General features: G+C 68.8%; 16 protein-coding genes. 6 read left to right on the top strand and 10 right to left on the bottom strand.

What is annotated here, in order from left to right; translation table 11 throughout:
- Window positions 1–7: 7 nt before the first annotated feature.
- The 8 genes from CFB46_RS13075 to CFB46_RS13110 form a co-directional block, all read right to left on the bottom strand.
- Entirely contained in the window at window positions 8–370 is a 363-nt protein-coding gene (locus tag CFB46_RS13075; protein WP_050015466.1) for a DUF3022 domain-containing protein, read from the bottom strand.
- A gap of 13 nt (window positions 371–383) precedes the next feature.
- A complete protein-coding gene (locus CFB46_RS13080; protein ID WP_089500207.1) occupies window positions 384–1172 on the bottom strand; it encodes a YhfC family intramembrane metalloprotease in 789 nt (262 codons plus the stop codon).
- A 55-nt stretch (window positions 1173–1227) separates the two neighbouring features.
- Window positions 1228–2271, bottom strand: a complete 1044-nt coding sequence (locus CFB46_RS13085; RefSeq protein WP_089500208.1) for a LacI family DNA-binding transcriptional regulator — start codon at window positions 2269–2271, stop codon at window positions 1228–1230.
- Window positions 2272–2603: 332 nt separating this feature from the next.
- Complete coding sequence (locus CFB46_RS13090; protein WP_089500426.1) at window positions 2604–3569, bottom strand: NAD(P)-dependent oxidoreductase; 966 nt, start codon at window positions 3567–3569, stop codon at window positions 2604–2606.
- Window positions 3570–3573: 4 nt separating this feature from the next.
- The gene (locus CFB46_RS13095; RefSeq protein ID WP_027784497.1) at window positions 3574–4854 is read right to left on the bottom strand and encodes an MFS transporter; all 1281 of its coding nucleotides are present in this window, start codon (window positions 4852–4854) and stop codon (window positions 3574–3576) included.
- 115 nt (window positions 4855–4969) lie between these two features.
- Entirely contained in the window at window positions 4970–5962 is a 993-nt protein-coding gene (locus tag CFB46_RS13100) for a sugar kinase (protein WP_089500209.1), read from the bottom strand.
- A gap of 28 nt (window positions 5963–5990) precedes the next feature.
- Window positions 5991–6755, bottom strand: coding sequence for a sugar phosphate isomerase/epimerase family protein (locus tag CFB46_RS13105; protein ID WP_089500210.1), 765 nt, complete (start codon window positions 6753–6755; stop codon window positions 5991–5993).
- Window positions 6756–6916: 161 nt separating this feature from the next.
- Window positions 6917–7810: a LysR family transcriptional regulator gene (locus CFB46_RS13110; RefSeq protein WP_089500211.1), complete on the bottom strand. Its 894-nt coding sequence runs from the start codon at window positions 7808–7810 to the stop codon at window positions 6917–6919.
- 112 nt (window positions 7811–7922) lie between these two features.
- Between CFB46_RS13110 and CFB46_RS13115 the strand changes: the two genes are divergently transcribed.
- Both CFB46_RS13115 and CFB46_RS13125 read left to right on the top strand, forming a co-directional pair.
- A complete protein-coding gene (locus tag CFB46_RS13115; protein WP_089500212.1) occupies window positions 7923–8999 on the top strand; it encodes a YeiH family protein in 1077 nt (358 codons plus the stop codon).
- A gap of 103 nt (window positions 9000–9102) precedes the next feature.
- Window positions 9103–10836, top strand: coding sequence for a ClcB-like voltage-gated chloride channel protein (locus tag CFB46_RS13125; protein ID WP_218827928.1), 1734 nt, complete (start codon window positions 9103–9105; stop codon window positions 10834–10836).
- 86 nt (window positions 10837–10922) lie between these two features.
- Here the strand turns inward: CFB46_RS13125 and CFB46_RS13130 are convergent, their stop codons facing one another.
- Window positions 10923–11543, bottom strand: a complete 621-nt coding sequence (locus CFB46_RS13130; RefSeq protein WP_027784503.1) for a TetR/AcrR family transcriptional regulator — start codon at window positions 11541–11543, stop codon at window positions 10923–10925.
- Between the two features lie 188 nt (window positions 11544–11731).
- On the opposite strand from CFB46_RS13130, the gene CFB46_RS13135 reads away from it, so the two are divergent.
- From CFB46_RS13135 to CFB46_RS13150, 4 genes are all read left to right on the top strand, one after another.
- The gene (locus tag CFB46_RS13135; protein ID WP_089500215.1) at window positions 11732–12841 is read left to right on the top strand and encodes an efflux RND transporter periplasmic adaptor subunit; all 1110 of its coding nucleotides are present in this window, start codon (window positions 11732–11734) and stop codon (window positions 12839–12841) included.
- Window positions 12838–15987, top strand: coding sequence for an efflux RND transporter permease subunit (locus CFB46_RS13140; RefSeq protein WP_027784505.1), 3150 nt, complete (start codon window positions 12838–12840; stop codon window positions 15985–15987). The genes CFB46_RS13135 and CFB46_RS13140 overlap by 4 nt, the downstream gene beginning before the upstream one ends.
- A gap of 2 nt (window positions 15988–15989) precedes the next feature.
- Window positions 15990–17543 carry an efflux transporter outer membrane subunit gene (locus tag CFB46_RS13145; RefSeq protein ID WP_089500216.1) on the top strand — a complete coding sequence of 518 codons (1554 nt, stop codon included), beginning with the start codon at window positions 15990–15992 and terminating at the stop codon, window positions 17541–17543.
- Window positions 17544–17665: 122 nt separating this feature from the next.
- Window positions 17666–18694, top strand: coding sequence for a MerR family transcriptional regulator (locus CFB46_RS13150; protein ID WP_089500217.1), 1029 nt, complete (start codon window positions 17666–17668; stop codon window positions 18692–18694).
- Between the two features lie 112 nt (window positions 18695–18806).
- On the opposite strand, the gene CFB46_RS13155 is transcribed toward CFB46_RS13150, so the two are convergent.
- Entirely contained in the window at window positions 18807–19331 is a 525-nt protein-coding gene (locus CFB46_RS13155; RefSeq protein WP_089500218.1) for a M949_RS01915 family surface polysaccharide biosynthesis protein, read from the bottom strand.
- Between the last annotated feature and the right edge of the window lie 22 nt (window positions 19332–19353).

The following is a 19353-nucleotide window of genomic DNA, read 5'->3' on the forward strand; positions in this document are numbered from 1 at the left end:
CCGCTGCTCACGCAAAGTCTTCGTCGAGTTCGAGTTCCGCGTCGCGCTCGACGGCCTCGCCGGCCGCGTGCCGCTCCTCGAGCGACCCGAGCATCGCTTCCGTATACGCATGCAGCACCGCGTGGCTGCGCGCGCGCTGCATCGGCTTGAGCGCCAGATAGCGCGCGAGCGCGGCCGGCACGATCCGGATGTCGAGCGTCATCCGCTTCGGCGTCGCGCCGAAACGCATCGCCAGCCAGTGCACGGACAGGAAGCGCCCGCGCGCGTCGCTGCTTTCGGCGAAGCGCGTCTGCTCCGGAAACAGATCGCAGATCACGCGCGCGAGCGCGTCGAATTCCGCGCTCTGGCATTCGATCAGATAGTCGTCCATTCCGTCTCTCCCGTCAGGCCGCCGCACGCGACGGCCGGCACGTCTTCACCAGCACGGCCACCAGGATCGCGGCCAGCACGAAATACGCGACCTCGACCCACGCGGCCGGCAGCACGCGCACCTGGTACAGCAGCGTCGGCGTCGCCGCGAGCGCGTGCAGCACGATCGCGAGCGGCAGCACGGCCATTCCGCCGGCCCGCACGCCGCGCCACACCAGCACCGACAGCGCCAGTTGCACCGCGAATGCCGCGCAGCGTTCGAGCAGCAACAGCAGGATCGACTGGGGCGACAGCGTCGCGAGCATCATGTGCAGCCGCACGACGGTATCGACCGGCAGGTCGGACAACTGCGTCTCGAGCTGGCCGCGGCTCGCGAGCCATGCGAGATACGACCACTGGCCCCACACGAGCACGCCGACGAACCACGCTTCGGCGCCTGCGTGGCCGATTCCGTAGCCGATCCCGCGACCGTCGCCGGCCGATGCGCCATAGCGGCGGTTCAGGACACGCATCCCGAGATAGCGGCCGACTTCCTCGAACACGGCGGTCGCGAGCGCGCCGTACGCGACGAAGGCAAGCGGCTGCGTCAGCCAGCCGTCCTCGGGCGTATGGCTCAGCACGAGCCCGTGGAACGCGCGCTCGAGGATCATCGCGAACAGCGTGAAGACGGCGACGCCGACGATCGTGTCGCGGCGATTGAGCGCAAGCGGCTTGCGCAGGATGCGATAGAGGACGAGCGGCAGCAGCGCGATGATCAGCGTGGCGGCGATCAGCGCCGCCAGCGTGACGGGAGCGACAGTCATGTATTTCCTTGGTTCGAGGCAACGCACGTGGCGCGCTGCGTGCCCCGAATGATACTCAGCTTGCGGTCGACGCGCGCGCAATCAGCTCGCCGGGCAGCATCGCGACGCGCACGTCGCCCGCCGCGCCGTCGATCCGCTCGTGCACGAATTCGACGGCCTTGTAGCCGATTTCGTAGGTGGGCTGACGGATCGTCGTGATGCCGATCAGCTCGGCCCACTCCGGATCGTCGATCGACAGCAGCGCCGCCTGCTGCTGCCATGCGGCGCCGAAACGCGCGCGCAAGTGGCGCGCGATCGCCAGCGCGACCGGCGCATTCGCGGCGAACAGCGCCGCGCGCACGCCGCGCCGGGCCGCGTCGTCGATGCGGGCATCGACGTCGGCGAGCGCCGCAGCGGCCGCATCGGGTTCGTTCAGGTCGAGTACGACCGTCGACGGCACCACCAGCCCGCGCGCCGCCAGCGCCGCGCGGAACGCGGCCTCGCGCACGCGCCGCGAGCTGACGCGCTCGAACGGCTGCACGACGAAATGGATCGCATCGAAACCGTGTTCGACCAGGTGCGCGAGCGCCGTCTCGATCGCGTCGTCGTTGTCGAGGCCGATCAGGTCGGCCTCGAAGCCCTCGACCGTGCGGTCGACGAGCACGGCCGGAATGCCCGCGCCGCGCAGCGGGCGCAGCACGTCTTCGTCGGCGCCGAGCGCGTTGACGATCAGCCCTTCGACGCGGTAGGTCGTGAGCAGTTGCAGGAAGCGGCGCTCCATCTCGACTTCGTTCGCCGCGTGACAGATGAGCGGCATGTAGCCGAGCGCATGGCACGCGGCCTCGACGCCCTGCAGCACTTCGACGGTGTAAGGATTGGTCAGGTCGGCCGCGAGCATGCCGAGCAGCCGGTTGCGGCCGCGCTTGAGCCCGCGCGCCATCTGGTTCGGCCGGTAGTTGAGCCGCGCGATGGCCGCTTCGATCCGCTGGCGCAGATCGACGGACAGCACGTGCGTCTCGCCGTTCAGATAGCGCGAAACGCTGGTCTTGCCCGTGCCGGCCTCGCGCGCGACATCGCTGATCGTCGCCGGACGCGTCGTGGAAGGTTGCGAATCGGTCACTGTCGTGCCTCGCGACGTACGATCCGCGCCGCTTCGTGAGCAGACGGACCATTGTTGTTGGAAACGTAAGCCAACCGGCGGCCTCCCCTGTCCTGGCGCGTCGGCGCCTGCGCTGGCCCGGTGCTGCGCGCTCGAGCAGCGCCCGCCAGTCGCGTGCTACGGCAGTCGGCCGCACCGGAGCCGGCGCGGATGCCCGTCGCCCGACGCCGCCGGCCGCGCGGCCGGCCGTCGATGCGACGAGAGCGGGCGATCATAACGCAGCCGGCCCGCCGGCACCAAGACCATCGACTCTAACGGCGCCGGCGCCGCGCCAGCCGGTTGCCGCAGGCGGCTCAGGCGTGCGCCAGCGCATCCGGATTGACGAGATTCGTGCGCAGCGTGCCGGCCAGCGCGCCGACCAGGTTTTCCGCGGCGCAGCGCGCCATCGCATGGCGCGTCTCGTGCGTCGCCGAGCCGATATGCGGCAGCGCGACGACGTTCTTCATCTGCAGCAGCGGCGAATCCACCGGCAGCGGCTCCTTCTCGAACACGTCGAGCCCCGCGCCCCGGATCGTCCCCGCGCGCAGCGCGTCGACCAGCGCGGCTTCGTCGACGACGGGCCCGCGCGACGCATTGATCAGGATCGCACTGCGCTTCATCTTCGCGAATTCGGGCGCGCCGATCAGGTGGCGCGTGTCGGGCGATAGCGGCACCTGCAGACACACGAAATCCGACTGCGCGAGCAGCGCGTCGAGCGTCACGCGCCGGGCGCCGTACTGCGTCTCGGCCTCGGCATGCGCGGACCGGTTCGCGTACAGCACCTGCATCCGGAAGCCGAGCGCCGCGCGCCGCGCGACCGCGCCGCCGATCCGCCCGAGCCCGACGATGCCGAGCGTCTTGCCCTGCACGTCGGTGCCGTACAGGTCCGGGCCGATGCTGCGATCCCAGTGGCCGGCCTTCACCCATTCGGCCAGTTCGACCACGCGCCGTGCGGACGCCAGGATCAGCGAGAACACCGTATCGGCCGTCGACTCGGTCAGCACGTCCGGCGTATGCGCGAGCACGATGCCGCGCCGCGTGAGATCGGCGACGTCGAAGTTGTCGTAGCCGACCGAGATCGTCGACCACGCCTTCAGCCGCGGGGCGCGGTCGAGCATCTGCGGCGTGACCTTCAGGCTCGCGCCGATCGCGCCGTCCGCGTCGCCGAGCGCAGCGGCGAGCGCGTCGGCGCCGTCGGCCCGCACGACCTCCGCATGCTCGCGCAGGTACGCGAGAACGTCATCGGGCAGCGGCTTGTACGCGACGATACGGGGCTTCATCGTTTCATTTTCCTTGCAGCGGCGCGGCGAGCGGATGCGCATCGCGCGCCTGGGGTTTGACGGACAGCGTGAGAATCACCGCGGCGACGAGCGCGGCGCTCATGAATGCGTACGACGCGACGGGCGACCCGGTCGCACCGTTCAGATAGCCGACGAAATACGAGCCGACGAACGAGCCGAGCGCGCCCATGCTGTTGATCAGCGCCATCGCGCCGCCGGCGACGTTCTTCGGCAGCAGTTCCGGCACGATCGCGAAGAACGGGCCGTACGGTGCGTACATCGCGGCGCCCGCGACGACCAGCAGCGCATACGAGATCCAGAAATGCGACGAGCCGAGCGCGTACGACGCGGCGAACGCGGCCGCGCCGACCAGCAGGAACGGCCACACGAAACCGCGACGCGAACCGACCTTGTCGGACGCCCACGACGCGGCGAGCATCGCGATCGTCGCCGCGAGGTACGGCAGCGCGGACAGCCAGCCGGTCGCGACCATCCCGAGCTCGGAACCGTTCTTCACGATCGACGGCAGCCACAGCACGAAGCCGTACACGCCGATGCTCCAGCAGAAATACTGCGCGCACAGCTTGATCACGGCCGGCGAGCGGAACGCCTCGCCGTAGTTGCGTACCGGCTTGATCGCCGCCTGCTCTGCCGCGAGCGCGGCGTCGAGGTCGCGCTTTTCCTGCGCGCTGAGCCACGGCGAATCGGCCGGCTTGTCCTGCACGAGAAACCACCAGCACACGGCCCAGACGACGGCCGGGACGCCTTCGGCGATGAACATGTGGCGCCAGCCGAATTCATGCACGAGATAACCGGACACGATCGACATCCACAGCACGGTGACCGGGTTGCCGAGGATCAGGAACGTATTCGCGCGCGAGCGCTCGTTCTTCGTGAACCAGTTGCTGATGTAGATCAGCATCGCCGGCATCACGGCCGCCTCGACGATGCCCAGCACGAAGCGGATCGCCATCAGCGAGGGGATGTTGCTGACTACGCCGGTCAGTGCCGCGCAGCCGCCCCACAGCACGAGGCTGACGAACACGAGCTTCTTCACGCTGCGGCGTTCCGCGTAGATCGCGCCGGGGATCTGGAAGAAAAAGTAGCCGAGGAAGAACAGCGCGCCGATCAGCGACGACAGGCCCTTGCTGATCCCGAGATCCTGATTGATGCCGGCCGCCGCCGCGAACCCGTAGTTCGCGCGATCGAGGTAAGCGAGGCTGTACGTGATGAAGACGATCGGCATGATCGTCCACCAGCGACGGGCTGCGAGATTGGCTGCCATGAGAGTGTCTCCGTATATGGACCGGAGGGGGCGCCCTAGCGCCTGGCCGGCCTCGAACAAAACTACCGTGCGTCGCGCACGAAATGGATCCGCGGATTGTGCCGTGTCCGGCCTCTCATTGCGCGGTGACGGTTTCCTCTAAGCGATCGGCGCGATTGCTGACACTTTCGAGCCGGTCGAGCGCGTCGCGCGTCGGCAGCCCTTCCGAATCGCCGATCACCTGGATGGCGAGCGCACCGATCCGGTTGCCGCGCGCGACCGCCTGCTCGACGCTTCGGCCTTCGAGCAGCGCGCTGACCACGCCGACCGCGAAGCCGTCGCCGGCGCCGACCGTATCGACGACGCGGTCGACGCGCTCGCCGGCGACCGTGCCTTCGCGGCCGTCGGCCGTGCGGAAATACGCACCTTGCTCGCCGAGCTTGATCACGACGCCGCGCGCGCCCTGCGCGAGATAGAAGCCCGCGATGTCGGCCGGCGTGTCGTGCCCGGTGAGTTGCCGACCTTCGGCGAGGCCCGGCAGCACCCAGTCGGCGAGCGCCGCGAGTGAATTCAGGGTCTTCGCCATCGCCTCGGCGGACGGCCACAGCGTCGGGCGCAGGTTCGGGTCGAACGAGATCGTCTTGCCGGCCGCACGCATCTCGCGCGCAAGCCGGAACGCGAGTTCGCACGACGTCGCCGAAATCGCCGGCGCGACGCCCGTCAGGTGCAGGTGGCGCGCACCGAGCACGTAGTCGGCCACGTAGTCGTCACATGACAGGTGGCTCGCCGCCGAGCCCTTGCGGAAATATTCGACGGTCGGGTCGCTGCCGTCGTCGTTGCGCGACTTCAGCTGGAAGCCGGTCGGGTAGCGCGGATCGACGGTCACGCACGACGCGTCGATTCCCTCGCGCGCCAGCGTGTCGAGCACGTAGCGGCCGAACGAATCGCGGCCGACGCGGCTCATCCAGCCGACCCGGAAGCCGAGCCGCGACAGGCCGATCGCGACATTGAGATCGGCACCCGCAATCCGCTTCGCGAATTGCCCGGCGTGGGCGAGATGGCCCGGCTCCGTCGCGACGAACATCGCCATCGCTTCGCCATAGGTCACGACATCGAGTGCTGCTTTCATGACTGAACTCCTCAGGATCCTTCTGCGATCACGCGGTCGCAAGCCACGCGACGCGCCGGCAGGCATCGCCGGCCAGGTCGGCCGCGTCGAACGGGAACTCGATGCCGCGCGGCGCATGCCGCGGCAGCGCGGCGAGTACGCCGGTCACGAGCGGATCGTTCGGCGCCGGCGCGGCGGCGAAACGACGCGCGCCCTCGCCTTCGATGATCTTGCAATGAATGTATTCCACATGCGGCGCGAGCACCTGCGCGCAGTCGAGCGGCGCTTCGCCGCGCCACTGCCAGTTGCCGATGTCGAACGTCATGCCGAGCGCATCGGGCATGCCGGCGTCGGACAGCGCGTCGAACAGCCCGCGGAACTGCGCGAACGCGCCGCCGGCCTCGAGCTGGCCGTTCTCGACCACCACCCGGGCCCGCGCGCCGCGCGACAGCGCGACGATCTCGGCCGCGTGCGCGTCGCCGGCGAAGCCGCCGAGCTGGAGTTTCACGAAGCGCGCGCCGAGCGCGTCGGCTTGCGCGAGCGCGTCGCGCAGTGCGTCGGCATCGAGCGCGCCCGTTTCCGTGTACAGCGAGTCCGGGGTCGAATAGACGGACCACAGTCCGTGGCCGCTGATCTGCGCACCGAGCACGGCCAGCGCGCCGGGCGCCGTGTCGTCGTCCGACGAGAACAACTCGCGCCGTACCTCGAAACCGGCCGCGCCGGATTCCGCCACGGTGGTGATGAATGCACTGTGGCCCTCCTGGCGCACCCGGTCCATCCCGAATGCGCTCGCCACGATCACGATGTCTGCCATGTTGCCCTTTTCAACTGGAATGGAACCGGTTCCATTTGCTTGAGACGGATGGTGCGCCTCGCTTCAGACCCACGCCATAGAGGAAATCCCTAAGGCCGATTTGTCGCACGAATACGCGCCCAATCGCATGCAATTCGTGTTCCTGGCGCGGCTGCTAGCGTCTACGCGAGATCCTGCGCGAGGCTCATTTCGAGGAATTGCGCGGCGACCCGCGACGGTGCGCCGCCGTGCGGTACGAGAATGGAGAAATGCCGTGTGAGCGGCGCCGGCGCCAGCGAGCGCGGCACGAGCGCGGCATCCTCGTGACGCAGCGACATCGCGGAGACGAACCCGACGCCCATCCCTGCACGTACGGCCTCCTTCACCGCCTCGACCCCCGCGATCTCGAACGCGACGCGCATCGACGCGCCGCCATGCGCGAACGCGCGCTCGACGAGCTGCCGCACGGCGGAGCCCTCCTCGCGCAGCACGAGCGGATGCGCGGCGAGCGCGTCGAGCGTCACGCCCGCGTCGTAGCCAGGCGCCGCGAGCGGATGGCCGGCCGGCACGATCGCGACGATCTCGTCGTCGTGCCACGCGTGGACGGCCGTGCCCGGCGGCAACGCCTCGCCGGGCGGCCCTTCGATCAGCGCGATGTCGAGCGACGGCAGCGCCGCGACCACGTCGGCCGTATTACCGCTCATCGTCTGGATCGACACGCGCGGGGCGCGCGGCTGGAACGCCGCGATCAGATACGGCAGCAGGTAGCTCGCGGGCGTCGTGCTCGCACCGATGCGCAGCGTGCCGGCTTCCAGCCCGCGTACCGCGTCGCGAAACGCACGCGCCTGCGCGAACGTGTCGCGCTGCGCCTTCGCGTACCGCGCGAGTTGTTCGCCGACCGGCGTGAGGCGGATGCCGCGGCCGTCGCGCTGGTACAGCGGCTCGCCGAACTCGTCCTGCAGCAGCCGCAACTGGCCCGACACGGCCGGCTGAGACAGATGCAGCGCCACGGCGGCGCGGCTGATGTTCAGATGCTCGGCGACGGCGGCGAAAGTTATCAGTTGATCCGGGGTCATGAGGATGAATTATCGGATTTCCGGATAGTTTACGTCACAAATCACAATTTTTCATATCGATATAACGAAATTAGGATTACAGCATCGCCACACGCTCCATCACGGTGTTTCCATGTCCACTGCTCCGACTCCCCATCTCAGCCATGCCGCGCCGTCGATGCGCGGCCAGTTGAACGGCGTGCTGTTCGTCGCGCTGTTCGCCGCCGCCGTCACGAGCCTGTCCGAGCTTCCCGCAATCGCGGGGCTCGGCCTGTCGCCGCTGATCGTCGGCATCGTCGCCGGGGCGTTGTACGGCAACGGCCTGCGCGACGGCATGCCGGCCAGTTGGGCGGCCGGTGTCAATTTCTCCGCACGCAAGCTGCTGCGCATCGCGGTCGCGTTCTTCGGGTTGCGCGTGAGCCTGCAGGAAATCGCGCAGGTCGGGCTGCCGGGCCTCGCGGTGTCGGTGCTGGTCGTCGTCAGCACGCTCGCGATCGGCACCTGGGTCGGCATGAAGCTGATGAAGCTCGACCGCGACGCCGCGCTGCTGACCGCTGCCGGCAGCGCGATCTGCGGCGCGGCCGCCGTGCTCGCGTTCGAGTCGACGCTGCAGTCGAAGCCGCACCAGAGCGCGATGGCCGTGGGTAGCGTCGTGCTGTTCGGCACGCTGTCGATGTTCCTGTATCCGGTCGCCTATCACGCCGGGCTGCTGAACCTCGACCCGGCCGGCCTCGGCCTGTTCTTCGGCGGCACGATCCACGAAGTCGCGCAGGTGGTCGGCGCGGCGAGCGACATCAGCCCGCAGGTCGCGCACGTCGCGACGATCGTGAAGATGACGCGCGTGATGCTGCTGGTGCCGGTGCTGCTCGTGCTCGGCTGGTGGCTCGCCCGTTCTGCACGCACGGCTCACGACGCGGCCGGCGGCGCGCAAGGCAAGCGCAAGGTGGCGGTTCCCTGGTTCGCGCTCGGCTTCCTCGCCTTCGTGATCGTCAATTCGCTGAACGTGCTGCCCGCGGACGTCACGCATACGCTGAACGTGCTCGACACCTTCGCGCTGACGATGGCCATGACCGCACTCGGCATCGAAACGCGTGTCGCGCAGATCCGCGCAGCCGGCCCGCGTGCGCTGATGACCGGCCTGATCCTGTACGTGTGGCTGATCGTCGGCGGCTACGGGATCACCTGGGCCGTGCAGCACTGTCTTGGCTGAGCCGCATGTCCGTGACGGTTCTCGCGCCGCGCCCGACGGGAAGGTCCCGCGGGCGCGGCGCAGTGCTATGCTTCGCGTCGTTTTCCATCGCCCCCTTTCAGCCGTGCTCTCGTTCCTGCTGAAGCTGCGCACTCGCGCCCAAACGCTGTTCCGCCTGTCGGACGCCCATACGATGCTGATCTGGTCGGCCATCGTCGGCGTCGGCGGCGCCTTTGCCACGATGGCGTTCCGCGAGGGCATCGATCTGATGCAGCGGCTGATCTCGGGGCACAGCGGCAGCTTCGTGCAGATGGCGAAGAGCCTGCCGTGGTACCTGCGGTTCTGGATGCCGGCCGCGGGCGGCTTCCTCGCCGGTTGCGTGCTGCTGCTCGCGACGCGCGGCGACCAACAGGCCGCCAAGACCGACTACATGGAATCGGTCGCGCTCGGCAACGGCGTCGTACCGGTGCGGCAGAGCCTGTGGCGCAGCGTGTCGTCGCTGCTGACGATCGGCAGCGGCGGCTCGATCGGCCGCGAAGGCCCGATGGTGCAGCTCGCGGCGCTCGCGGCGTCGCTCGTCGGCCGCTTCGTGCACTTCGACCCGCCGCGCCTGCGTCTGCTGGTCGCCTGCGGGGCGGCGGCCGGTATCACGTCCGCGTACAACGCGCCGATCGCCGGCGCCTTTTTCGTCTCGGAGATCGTGCTCGGCACGATCGCGATGGAGAGCTTCGGGCCGATGGTCGTCGCGTCGGTCGTCGCGAACATCGTGATGCGCGAATTCGCCGGCTACCGGCCGCCGTACGAGATGCCGGTGTTTCCGGCCGTGACGGGCCCCGAGGTGCTGCTGTTCGTCGTGCTCGGCGCGCTGTGCGGCGTGCTCGCCCCCCAGTTCCTGCATCTGCTCGACGCGTCGAAGGCGCAGTTCAAGCGGCTGCCTGTACCGCTGCCCGTGCGGCTCGCGCTCGGCGGCCTCGTCGTCGGCGTGATCTCGGTGTGGATTCCGGACGTGTGGGGCAACGGCTACAGTGTCGTGAACCACATCCTCCATTCGCCGTGGACCTGGCAGGCGCTCGTCGCGGTACTCGTGTTCAAGGTGATCGCGACCGCCGCGACGGCCGGCTCGGGCGCGATCGGCGGCGTGTTCACGCCGACGCTGTTCGTCGGCGCCGTGTTCGGCTCGCTGTTCGGGCTCGCAATGGACGCGCTGTGGCCCGGCCATACGTCGGCCTATTTCGCGTACGCGATCGTCGGGATGGGCGCGTTCATGGCGGGCGCCACGCAGGCGCCGCTGATGGCGATCCTGATGATCTTCGAGATGACGCTGAGCTATCAGGTCGTGCTACCGCTGCTGGTGTCGTGCGTGTTCGCGTATTTCGTCGCGCGCGCGACGGGCACGACGTCGATGTACGAGATCACGCTGCACCACTATCAGGACGCGCAGGAGCGGCAGCGGTTGCGCACCACGCAGATGCGCGAGCTGATCCAGCCCGCGCAGACGGTCGTGCCGCTCACCGCGAGCGTCGCCGACATGACGCGCGTGTTTCTCGAATATCCGGTGAAGTATCTGTACGTGACCGACGACGCCGGGCGCTTTCGCGGCGCGGTCGCGCTGAAGGACATCACGTCGGACCTGCTCGACAAGCGCGACACGACCGACAAGACGGCCGCGCACTACGCGCATACGCCGTTTCCGCTGCTCACGCCCGACATGCCGCTCGCGACCGCGCTCGAACGCTTCATGGCGTTCCAGGGCGAACGATTGCCGGTGATCGAGAGCGAAGCCGAGCCGACGCTCGCGGGCGTCGTCTACAAGACGTCGCTGCTCGACGCCTATCGGCGGATGACCGGCGAGCGCTGACGCGCGCGGTGCGGCTAGCCTCGCACCGTTTCATCGCATCCAGCCTGCCGCGGACGAACACGACGCCCGCGTACCCGCCTCCCCGCTCAATCCGGCGCACGCCCCAGCACGACCCGCGCGAAGAACCCCCCGAGCACCGCTTCGGCCGAGTCGGCCGACACATGCTGCGGATCGGCCGTGTAGTACGACTGCACGCCGTCGCACAGGCACATCAGCCCGAACGCGAGCGTATCGGCCGGCAACAGCAGCGGCGTGCCGGCCCGCTCGGAGAAGCGCTCGATGAATTCGGCCATCTGCACGCGCTTGCCGTGCAGGAACTGGTTGAAGCGCACGCGGAACTTCGCGTCGCGCGCGGCCTGCAGTTTCGCCTCGCCCCACAGCAGCGAGTATTCGTCGTCGCGAAACAGCGTCCGGTAATACGCGAGCGCCATCGATTCCATCTGCTCGCGCGTGCCGCCCCCTTCGAAAATCGCCTCGAGGTCGGCCTCCACCTCCGCGTGATCGCGCTCCAGCAATGCCAGCAACAGGTCGGATTTGCTGCGGAAATTCGAGTAGAACGCACCGCGCGTATAGCCGGCCGCCGCCGCGATGTCCTCGACGCTCGCGGCCACATAGCCTTTCTTCAGAAAAATTCGATGCGCGGCTTTCAGCAGACGTTCGCGCGTCTGGTCCCTGCTCTGCTCGCGAGTTAAGCGCTGTGGTTTCATGACGCGCAGTCTAGCATCCCCTCCCCTTCGGATTCATCTTTGCATTCAGATACAGGTGTGTATTAGAATTCGCCACAGTTTCCGAAGATGTCGTCCGTCTGTCCGTGTGCGCCGGTACCGGCGCCGCTTGGGGCAAGCGCCCGCCGCGCTTGCCGGCTTCGTTCCGCTCCACCTCACCTGGGGGTTTCGTGAATCGCTCCGGTTCCCGCGCCGCGCTGCTGATCGGCGCCGCGCTCGTCCTTGCCGCCTGTCATCCGAAAGAATCCGCGCCGCCCGCCCCGCGCCCCGTCGTCGCGCTGCCCGCACGGGCCGACAGCCTCGCGGCCGCGCGCACGCTGCCCGGCGACATCCAGCCGCGCTACGCCACCCCGCTGTCGTTCCGCATCGCCGGCAAGATCATCGAACGCCGGGTGCGGCTCGGCGATACGGTGAAGGTCGGCCAGGTCGTCGCGCTGCTCGATCCGTCCGACGTCGAGAAGAACGCCGCGAGCGCGCAGGCGCAACTCGATGCCGCCACGCACAGCCTCGCGTTCGCGAAACAGCAGCTCGACCGCGATCGCGCGCAGGCCCGCGAAAACCTGATCGCGACCGCGCAGCTCGAACAAACCCAGAACAGCTACACGTCGGCGCTCGCGCAGCGCGACCAGGCGCAGCAGCAACTCGCGCTCGCGAAGAACCAGCTCCGCTACGCGACGCTCGTCGCCGATCATGCGGGCACCATCACCGCCGAACAGGCCGATACCGGCCAGAACGTGTCGGCCGGCCAGCCGGTCTACCAGCTCGCGTGGTCGGGCGACGTCGACGTGGTCAGCGACGTGCCCGAGGCCGCGCTCGCATCGCTCGCGCCCGGTCATGCGGCCACCGTCACGCTGCCGTCGCTGCCGGGCCGCCGATTCGCCGCGAAGGTGCGCGAAATCGCGCCGGCCGCCGATCCGCAAAGCCGCACCTACCGCGTGAAGCTCACGGTCGGCGCGCCCGATCCGGCGATCCGGCTCGGCATGACTGCGGACGTCGCGTTCGACGGCGCGCCGGCCGCCGGCGACACGCAGCCGATCACGCTGCCTGCGACCGCGCTGTTCCACGACGGCGCGCAACCGGCCGTATGGGTCGTGCGCACGAAGGACGACACGCTCGAACTGCGCCGCGTCGACGTCGCGCGCTTCAACGAGCGCACCGTGACGGTGTCGCACGGGCTGCAGCCGGGCGAGCGCGTCGTGCTGCAGGGCGTGCATACGGTCAGCGCGGGCGAGAAGGTGCGCGCGATCGCGCCGCTGCATCCGGAGGACTTCGCATCGTGAGCGTCTCCCACGAAGAAGGCCGGTTCAACCTGTCCGCATGGGCGCTGCGCCACCAGGCGCTGGTCGTCTACCTGATCGCGCTCGCGACGCTCGCGGGCATCCTCGCGTACACGCGGCTCGCGCAATCCGAAGACCCGCCGTTCACGTTCCGCGTGATGGTGATCCGTACCTTCTGGCCCGGCGCGAGCGCGCGGCAGGTACAGGAACAGGTGACCGACCGGATCGGCCGCAAGCTGCAGGAAACGCCGGCCATCGACTTCCTGCGCAGCTATTCGCGCCCCGGCGAATCGCTGATCTTCTTCACGATGAAGGATTCGGCGCCCGTGAAGGACGTGCCCGAGACCTGGTACCAGATCCGCAAGAAAGTGGGCGACATCGGCTATACGCTGCCGCCCGGCGTGCAGGGCCCGTTCTTCAACGACGAATTCGGCGACGTCTACACCAACATCTGGACGCTCGAGGGCGACGGCTTCACGCCCGCGCAACTGCACGACTACGCGGATCAATTACGCACCGTGCTGCTGCGCGTGCCGGGCGTCGGCAAGGTCGACTATTTCGGCGACCCCGACCAGCGGATCTTCATCGAGGTCAACAATGCGCAGCTCACGCGCCTCGGCATCTCGCCGCAGCAGCTCGGGCAGGCGATCAACGCGCAGAACGACATTTCGTCGGCCGGCGTGCTGACGACCGCCGACGATCGCGTGTTCGTGCGGCCGAGCGGCCAGTTCGACAACGTCGGCGCGATCGCCGATACGCTGCTGCGCATCAACGGCCGCACGTTCCGGCTCGGCGATCTCGCCACCGTCAGGCGCGGCTACGACGATCCGGCCGTCACGCAGATGCGGAGCAACGGGAAGGCCGTGCTCGGCATCGGCGTCACGATGCAGCCGGGCGGCGACGTGATCCGGCTCGGCAAGGCGCTCGACGCCGAATCGAAGGATCTGCAGGCGCAACTGCCGGCCGGCCTCAAGCTGACGCTGGTGTCGAGCATGCCGCACGCGGTCTCGCATTCGGTCGACGACTTCCTCGAAGCCGTCGCCGAAGCCATCGCGATCGTGCTGGTCGTGAGTCTCGTGTCGCTCGGGCTGCGCACCGGGATGGTCGTCGTGATCTCGATTCCGGTCGTGCTCGCGGTCACCGCGCTCTTCATGTACATGTTCGACATCGGGTTGCACAAGGTGTCGCTCGGCACGCTCGTGCTCGCGCTCGGGCTGCTCGTCGACGACGCGATCATCGCGGTCGAGATGATGGCCGTGAAGCTCGAACAGGGCTACAGCCGCGCGCGCGCCGCCGCGTTCGCGTACACCAGCACCGCATTCCCGATGCTGACGGGCACGCTCGTCACGGTATCGGGCTTCCTGCCGATCGCGCTCGCGAAATCGAGCACCGGCGAATACACGCGCTCGATCTTCGAGGTGTCGGCGATCGCGCTGATCGCGTCGTGGTTCGCGGCCGTCGTGCTGATCCCGCTGCTGGGCTTCCACATGCTGCCCGAGCGCAAGCGGCACGCACACGAAGCGCATCTGCCCGACGATCACGAGCACGACATCTACGACACCCGCTTCTACCGGCGGCTGCGCGGCTGGATCGACTGGTGCATCGAGCGCCGCTTCGTCGTGCTGCTGATCACGGGCGTCCTCTTCGTCGTGGCGATGATGGGCTTCTCGCTGGTGCCGCAGCAGTTCTTCCCGAGCTCCGACCGGCCCGAGCTGCTGGTCGACCTGCGGTTGCCCGAAGGCGCGTCGTTCGCGGCGACGCTGCGCGAGACCGAGCGTCTCGAGAAAGCGATCGACAAGCGTCCCGAGATCGATCATTCGGTGAACTTCGTCGGCAGCGGCGCGCCGCGCTTCTACCTGCCGCTCGACCAGCAGCTGCAACTGCCGAACTTCGCGCAGTTCGTGATCACCGCGAAATCGGTCGAGGATCGCGAGAAGCTCGCGATCTGGCTCGAAACCACGCTGCGCGACAAGTTTCCTGCCGTGCGCTGGCGGCTGTCGCGGCTCGAGAACGGGCCGCCGGTCGGCTATCCGGTGCAGTTCCGCGTGAGCGGCGACAGTATCGCGACGGTGCGCTCAATCGCCGAGAAGGTCGCGGCGACGATGCGCGGCGATGCACGCACGGTCAACGTGCAGTTCGACTGGGACGAGCCGGCGGAACGCTCGGTGCGCTTCGAGCTCGACCAGAAGAAGGCGCGCGAGCTGAACGTCACGTCGCAGGACGTGTCGAGCTTCCTCGCGATGACGCTGTCCGGCACGACCGTCACGCAGTATCGCGAACGCGACAAGCTGATCGCCGTCGACCTGCGCGCGCCGCAGGCCGACCGCGTCGATCCGGCGAAACTCGCGGGCCTCGCGCTGCCGACGCCGAACGGCCCCGTGCCGCTCGGCTCGCTCGGCCGCTTCACGCCGACGCTCGAATACGGCGTCGTGTGGGAACGCGACCGCCAGCCGACCATCACCGTGCAGTCGGACGTGCGCGCCGGCGCACAGGGCATCGACGTCACGCATGCGGTCGACGCGAAGCTGAACGCGCTGCGCGCGCAGTTGCCGGTCGGCTATCAGATCAATATCGGCGGTTCGGTCGAGGAAAGCGCGAAGGCGCAGACGTCGATCAACGCGCAGATGCCGCTGATGGCGATCGCCGTGTTCACGCTGCTGATGATCCAGCTGCAGAGCTTCTCGCGCGTGCTGATGGTCGTGCTGACCGCACCGCTCGGGCTGATCGGCGTGGTCGCGACGCTGCTGCTGTTCGGCCAGCCGTTCGGCTTCGTCGCGACGCTCGGCGTGATCGCGATGTTCGGGATCATCATGCGCAACTCGGTGATCCTCGTCGATCAGATCGAGCAGGACATCGCGGTCGGTCACGGCCGCATCGACGCGATCATCGGCGCGACCGTGCGGCGTTTCCGGCCGATCACGCTGACGGCCGCGGCCGCCGTGCTCGCGCTGATCCCGCTGTTGCGCTCGAACTTCTTCGGGCCGATGGCGACCGCGCTGATGGGCGGCATCACGAGCGCGACCGTGCTGACGCTGTTCTATCTGCCTGCGCTGTACGCGACGTGGTTCCGCGTGAAGCGCGACGAACGCGACCCGCAGGACGGTCCGCCGCCAGGCGGCAGCACGCCGGCCGCGGCGTCGGGAGCCTGACCATGGATCGATCGATGACCCTGAAAACGAAAGCCGTGCGGGCGCTCGCGATCGCGAGCGTCGCCGGCCCGCTCGCGGGCTGCGCGTGGTTCGCGCCGAGCGGCGAGCCGCCCGCGATGCCGTCGCCCTCGCACTACGGCGCCGCGCCGCAAGTCGAGCAGACCGTGTCCGCGCAAGGCGTCGCGCAGCAGTTCGAGGTCGGCGCGCAGCCGGTGCCGGACTGGTGGAAGCAGTACCGGTCCGATGCGCTGAACGCGCTCATCGACGAAGGGCTGCGCAACAGCCCGACGCTGAGTGCGGCGTCGCATTCGCTGGATGCCGCGCGCGAACAGCTGCGCGGGCAGATCGGCGGTTCGATGCTGCCGTCGATCGACGCGGTCGGCCAGGCCACGCGCCAGCGCGCGCTCGGCGTACCGATTCCCGCGCTCGGCCCGCCGACGCTGCTGTACGACACGTTCGTCGGGCAACTGCAGGCAAGCTACACGGTCGACCTGTTCGGCGTGTCGCGCTTCGCGAACCGCGCGCTCGCGAAGCGCGTCGACGTCAGCGCGTTCCAGCTCGAATCCGCGCGGCGCGCGCTGGCCGCGAACATCGTGACCGCGTCGATCACCGTGTCGGTGCTCAATGCGCAGATCGAGACGACCGAGCGGCTCGTCGCGCTCGCGAACGACCAGGCGCACGACGCCGAGCGCCGCCATGCGCTCGGTTCGGCATCGCGCGGCGACGCGCTGAATGCGCGGCAAAGCGCCGACACGTTCGCGGCGAGCCTGCCTGCGCTGCGCCAGCAGCGCGACTCGGCGCGCCATGCGCTCGCGGTGCTGGTCGGCCGCACGCCCGACCGGCCGCCGGCCGATCTCGCGCTCGCCGATCTGCACCTGCCCGAGCAGGTGCCCGTCGTCGTGCCGTCGGACCTGCTGCAAAGCCGCCCGGACATCCAGGCCGCCGACGCGGGGCTGAAGGCCGCCGCCGCCGAAGTGGGCCTCGCGACCGCGCAGATGTTTCCGCAACTGTCGCTGTCGGCGGCGATGGGCAAAGGCGGCTTCAGCTGGCCGACGATGCTGTCGGGCGCCGGCGCGATCTGGAACGTCGGCGCGTCGCTGAGCCAGCCGATCTTCCACGGCGGCGCGCTGCTCGCCCAGCGCCGCGCGGCGAAGGCGACCTACGAGGCCGCGGTCGACCAGTACAAGCAGGCGGTGCTCGGCGCGTTCCAGAACGTCGCCGATTCGCTCGCGGCGCTCGAGCACGACGCGGAGGCGCTCGATGCGTCGTCGCGCGCCGCGCTGTCCGCGCGTGGCGCATACGACGACGCGGCCGCCCGCGTGCGGCTCGGCGCGCTGCCGCCGTCGGCCGCGCGCGCGAGCGAGTTGCAGTACCGCAATGCGCGGCTCGACGAGATTCGCGCGACCGGCGCACGGTTCGCGGATACCGCGCGGCTTTACCAGGCGATGGGCACACCGCCGGCCGACAACGGCGACAAGTCCGGTAAAACCGCCGGCGCCGGCGGCAAGGACGCGCGCGCCGCCGCCACGCCCGAGTCCGCCCCTTCGACGCAATAAGCCTCCTTCGATCGGACGCGCGTGCGGCCTCCCGCAACGCCCGTCCGATCACCGATCTTCCGCTTGACCCTCACGTAGCGTAACGTTCGAGACTCCAGTGTGCGCACCGAACGGAGGAACCAATGCGGCTGAAAGTGGGAGAACTGGCGAAACGCACCGGGCTGACCGTCCGCACGCTTCATCACTATCACGCAATCGGTCTGCTGACGCCTTCGGCGCGCGCCGACAACGGCTACCGGCTGTACGACCGCGACGACATCGCCCGGCTTCATCAGATCCAGGCCCTGCGTCGCTTCGGACTGTCGCTCGCCGAAATCGGCGATTACCTGAACCAGCCCGGTACCCCGCTCGTCGATCTCGTCGCCAGACAGATCGCGTCGCTCGACCGCCAGCTCGCGCAAACGGCGCAGCTGCGCGAGCGGCTCGCGAGCCTGCATGCGCAGCTCGCGGCGGGCACCGAGCCGGAACTGGCCGATTGGCTCACCACACTGGAGTTGATGACCGTGTACGACAAATATTTCTCCGAGGAAGAACTCGCTCGCCTGCCGATGTACCAGAAGAGTCAGGCCGGCGACGCGGAATGGACCGCGCTCGTCGACGAGGTCCGTGCGCTGCACGACGCGGGCGTGCCCGCCGAGGACGAGCGCGTCCGTGCGCTCGCCGCGCGCTGGATGGCGCTGCTGGTGCGCGACACGAACAACGATCCGCGCTTGCTGGCGAAGCTGAACCTGATGCACGAGCACGAACCGTCGATGCAGTCGAAGATCGGCATTTCGACCGCGTTGCGCGACTATGTGCTGCGTGCTTCATCGGAAACGAAGATGCGGCTCTTCGAGAAGTACCTCGCGCGGGACGAGATCCGCTTCATGCGGGCGCACTACGGCGAACGCGCGATGGAATGGCCGCAACTGATGGCCGACGTGCGCGACGCGATCGATTCGGGCATCCAGCCCGATTCGCCGCAAGGCCGCGTGCTCGCGCAGCGCTGGCTCGAGCTGTTCTGCAGCTACGCGGGTCACGATCCGGCCACGCACGCGAAATTCCGCGCGGCGCTGATGAACGAGCCGGCGCTGACGAAGGATTCGTGGACCGACGAGACGCTGATCGGTTTCGTTCGCGAGGCGATGGCGCAACTGGCGCCCGTGCGCTGATCGCATGACGGGCGGGCGGCAAGCGGGTTTCCCGCGTGCCGCCCGTTTCACCATCGGCAGCCGGTATCCAGCATCGATCGGCCCATCTCGCACGCACCGCCCGGGCGCCGGCCTAGTCGTTGCGCCTGCTGATCCCGCGCCAGCGCTTCGTCATGTAGCGCAGAAACGCGGGTTGCGCCTTCAGGTCCGCATTCGGTACGGGCGCCGCGCCGCCGTCGACGAACTTGCCGTTGACGGTGACGGTTTCCTCGCCGCGCAGCACGTATTTCGTGCCGGCGTCGATCAGGAAGTACTTGACCTGATCGGCGCTCACGTCGCCGCGGCAACCGATCTTGTACGCGAACAGGAACTGCTTGCGGCCGTTGCCGAGCAGATCGCGCATTTCGATCGACTTCGGTACGACGTCGAGGATCACGTCGACCGGGCAGGCTTTCACATAGTCGCGCACCGTCCAGTCGGGGTGGCCGTCGAGCGTCGCGGACACCTTGAGTTCGACGTCGTCGCCGGACGCGGTTCTGGCGAGCGTCACCGCGTGTGCGCCGGCCGCATCGGTCCACGTGTAGTCGGCGGCGTGCGCCGGGCTGGCCAGCGCCGCGAAGGCAAGCAACAGGCAACGCGAGAGGGCAGTTTTTTTCATCGACGATGGCGGGCGCGCTGGA

Origin of the sequence: Burkholderia sp. HI2761, assembly GCF_002223355.1 — a bacterium.
In the GTDB taxonomy this organism is placed as follows: Bacteria; Pseudomonadota; Gammaproteobacteria; order Burkholderiales; family Burkholderiaceae; genus Burkholderia.

Excerpts from the sequence above, each read along its gene's own strand:
- CFB46_RS13115 (WP_089500212.1), top strand. The coding sequence starts at position 7,923 with ATGTCCACTGCTCCGACTCCCCATCTCAGCCATGCCGCGCCGTCGATG.
- CFB46_RS13105 (WP_089500210.1), bottom strand. The coding sequence starts at position 6,755 with ATGGCAGACATCGTGATCGTGGCGAGCGCATTCGGGATGGACCGGGTG.
- CFB46_RS13155 (WP_089500218.1), bottom strand. The coding sequence starts at position 19,331 with ATGAAAAAAACTGCCCTCTCGCGTTGCCTGTTGCTTGCCTTCGCGGCG.
- CFB46_RS13095 (WP_027784497.1), bottom strand. The coding sequence starts at position 4,854 with ATGGCAGCCAATCTCGCAGCCCGTCGCTGGTGGACGATCATGCCGATC.
- CFB46_RS13100 (WP_089500209.1), bottom strand. The coding sequence starts at position 5,962 with ATGAAAGCAGCACTCGATGTCGTGACCTATGGCGAAGCGATGGCGATG.
- CFB46_RS13110 (WP_089500211.1), bottom strand. The coding sequence starts at position 7,810 with ATGACCCCGGATCAACTGATAACTTTCGCCGCCGTCGCCGAGCATCTG.
- CFB46_RS13080 (WP_089500207.1), bottom strand. The coding sequence starts at position 1,172 with ATGACTGTCGCTCCCGTCACGCTGGCGGCGCTGATCGCCGCCACGCTG.
- CFB46_RS13130 (WP_027784503.1), bottom strand. The coding sequence starts at position 11,543 with ATGAAACCACAGCGCTTAACTCGCGAGCAGAGCAGGGACCAGACGCGC.
- CFB46_RS13075 (WP_050015466.1), bottom strand. The coding sequence starts at position 370 with ATGGACGACTATCTGATCGAATGCCAGAGCGCGGAATTCGACGCGCTC.
- CFB46_RS13145 (WP_089500216.1), top strand. The coding sequence starts at position 15,990 with ATGGATCGATCGATGACCCTGAAAACGAAAGCCGTGCGGGCGCTCGCG.
- CFB46_RS13090 (WP_089500426.1), bottom strand. The coding sequence starts at position 3,569 with ATGAAGCCCCGTATCGTCGCGTACAAGCCGCTGCCCGATGACGTTCTC.
- CFB46_RS13150 (WP_089500217.1), top strand. The coding sequence starts at position 17,666 with ATGCGGCTGAAAGTGGGAGAACTGGCGAAACGCACCGGGCTGACCGTC.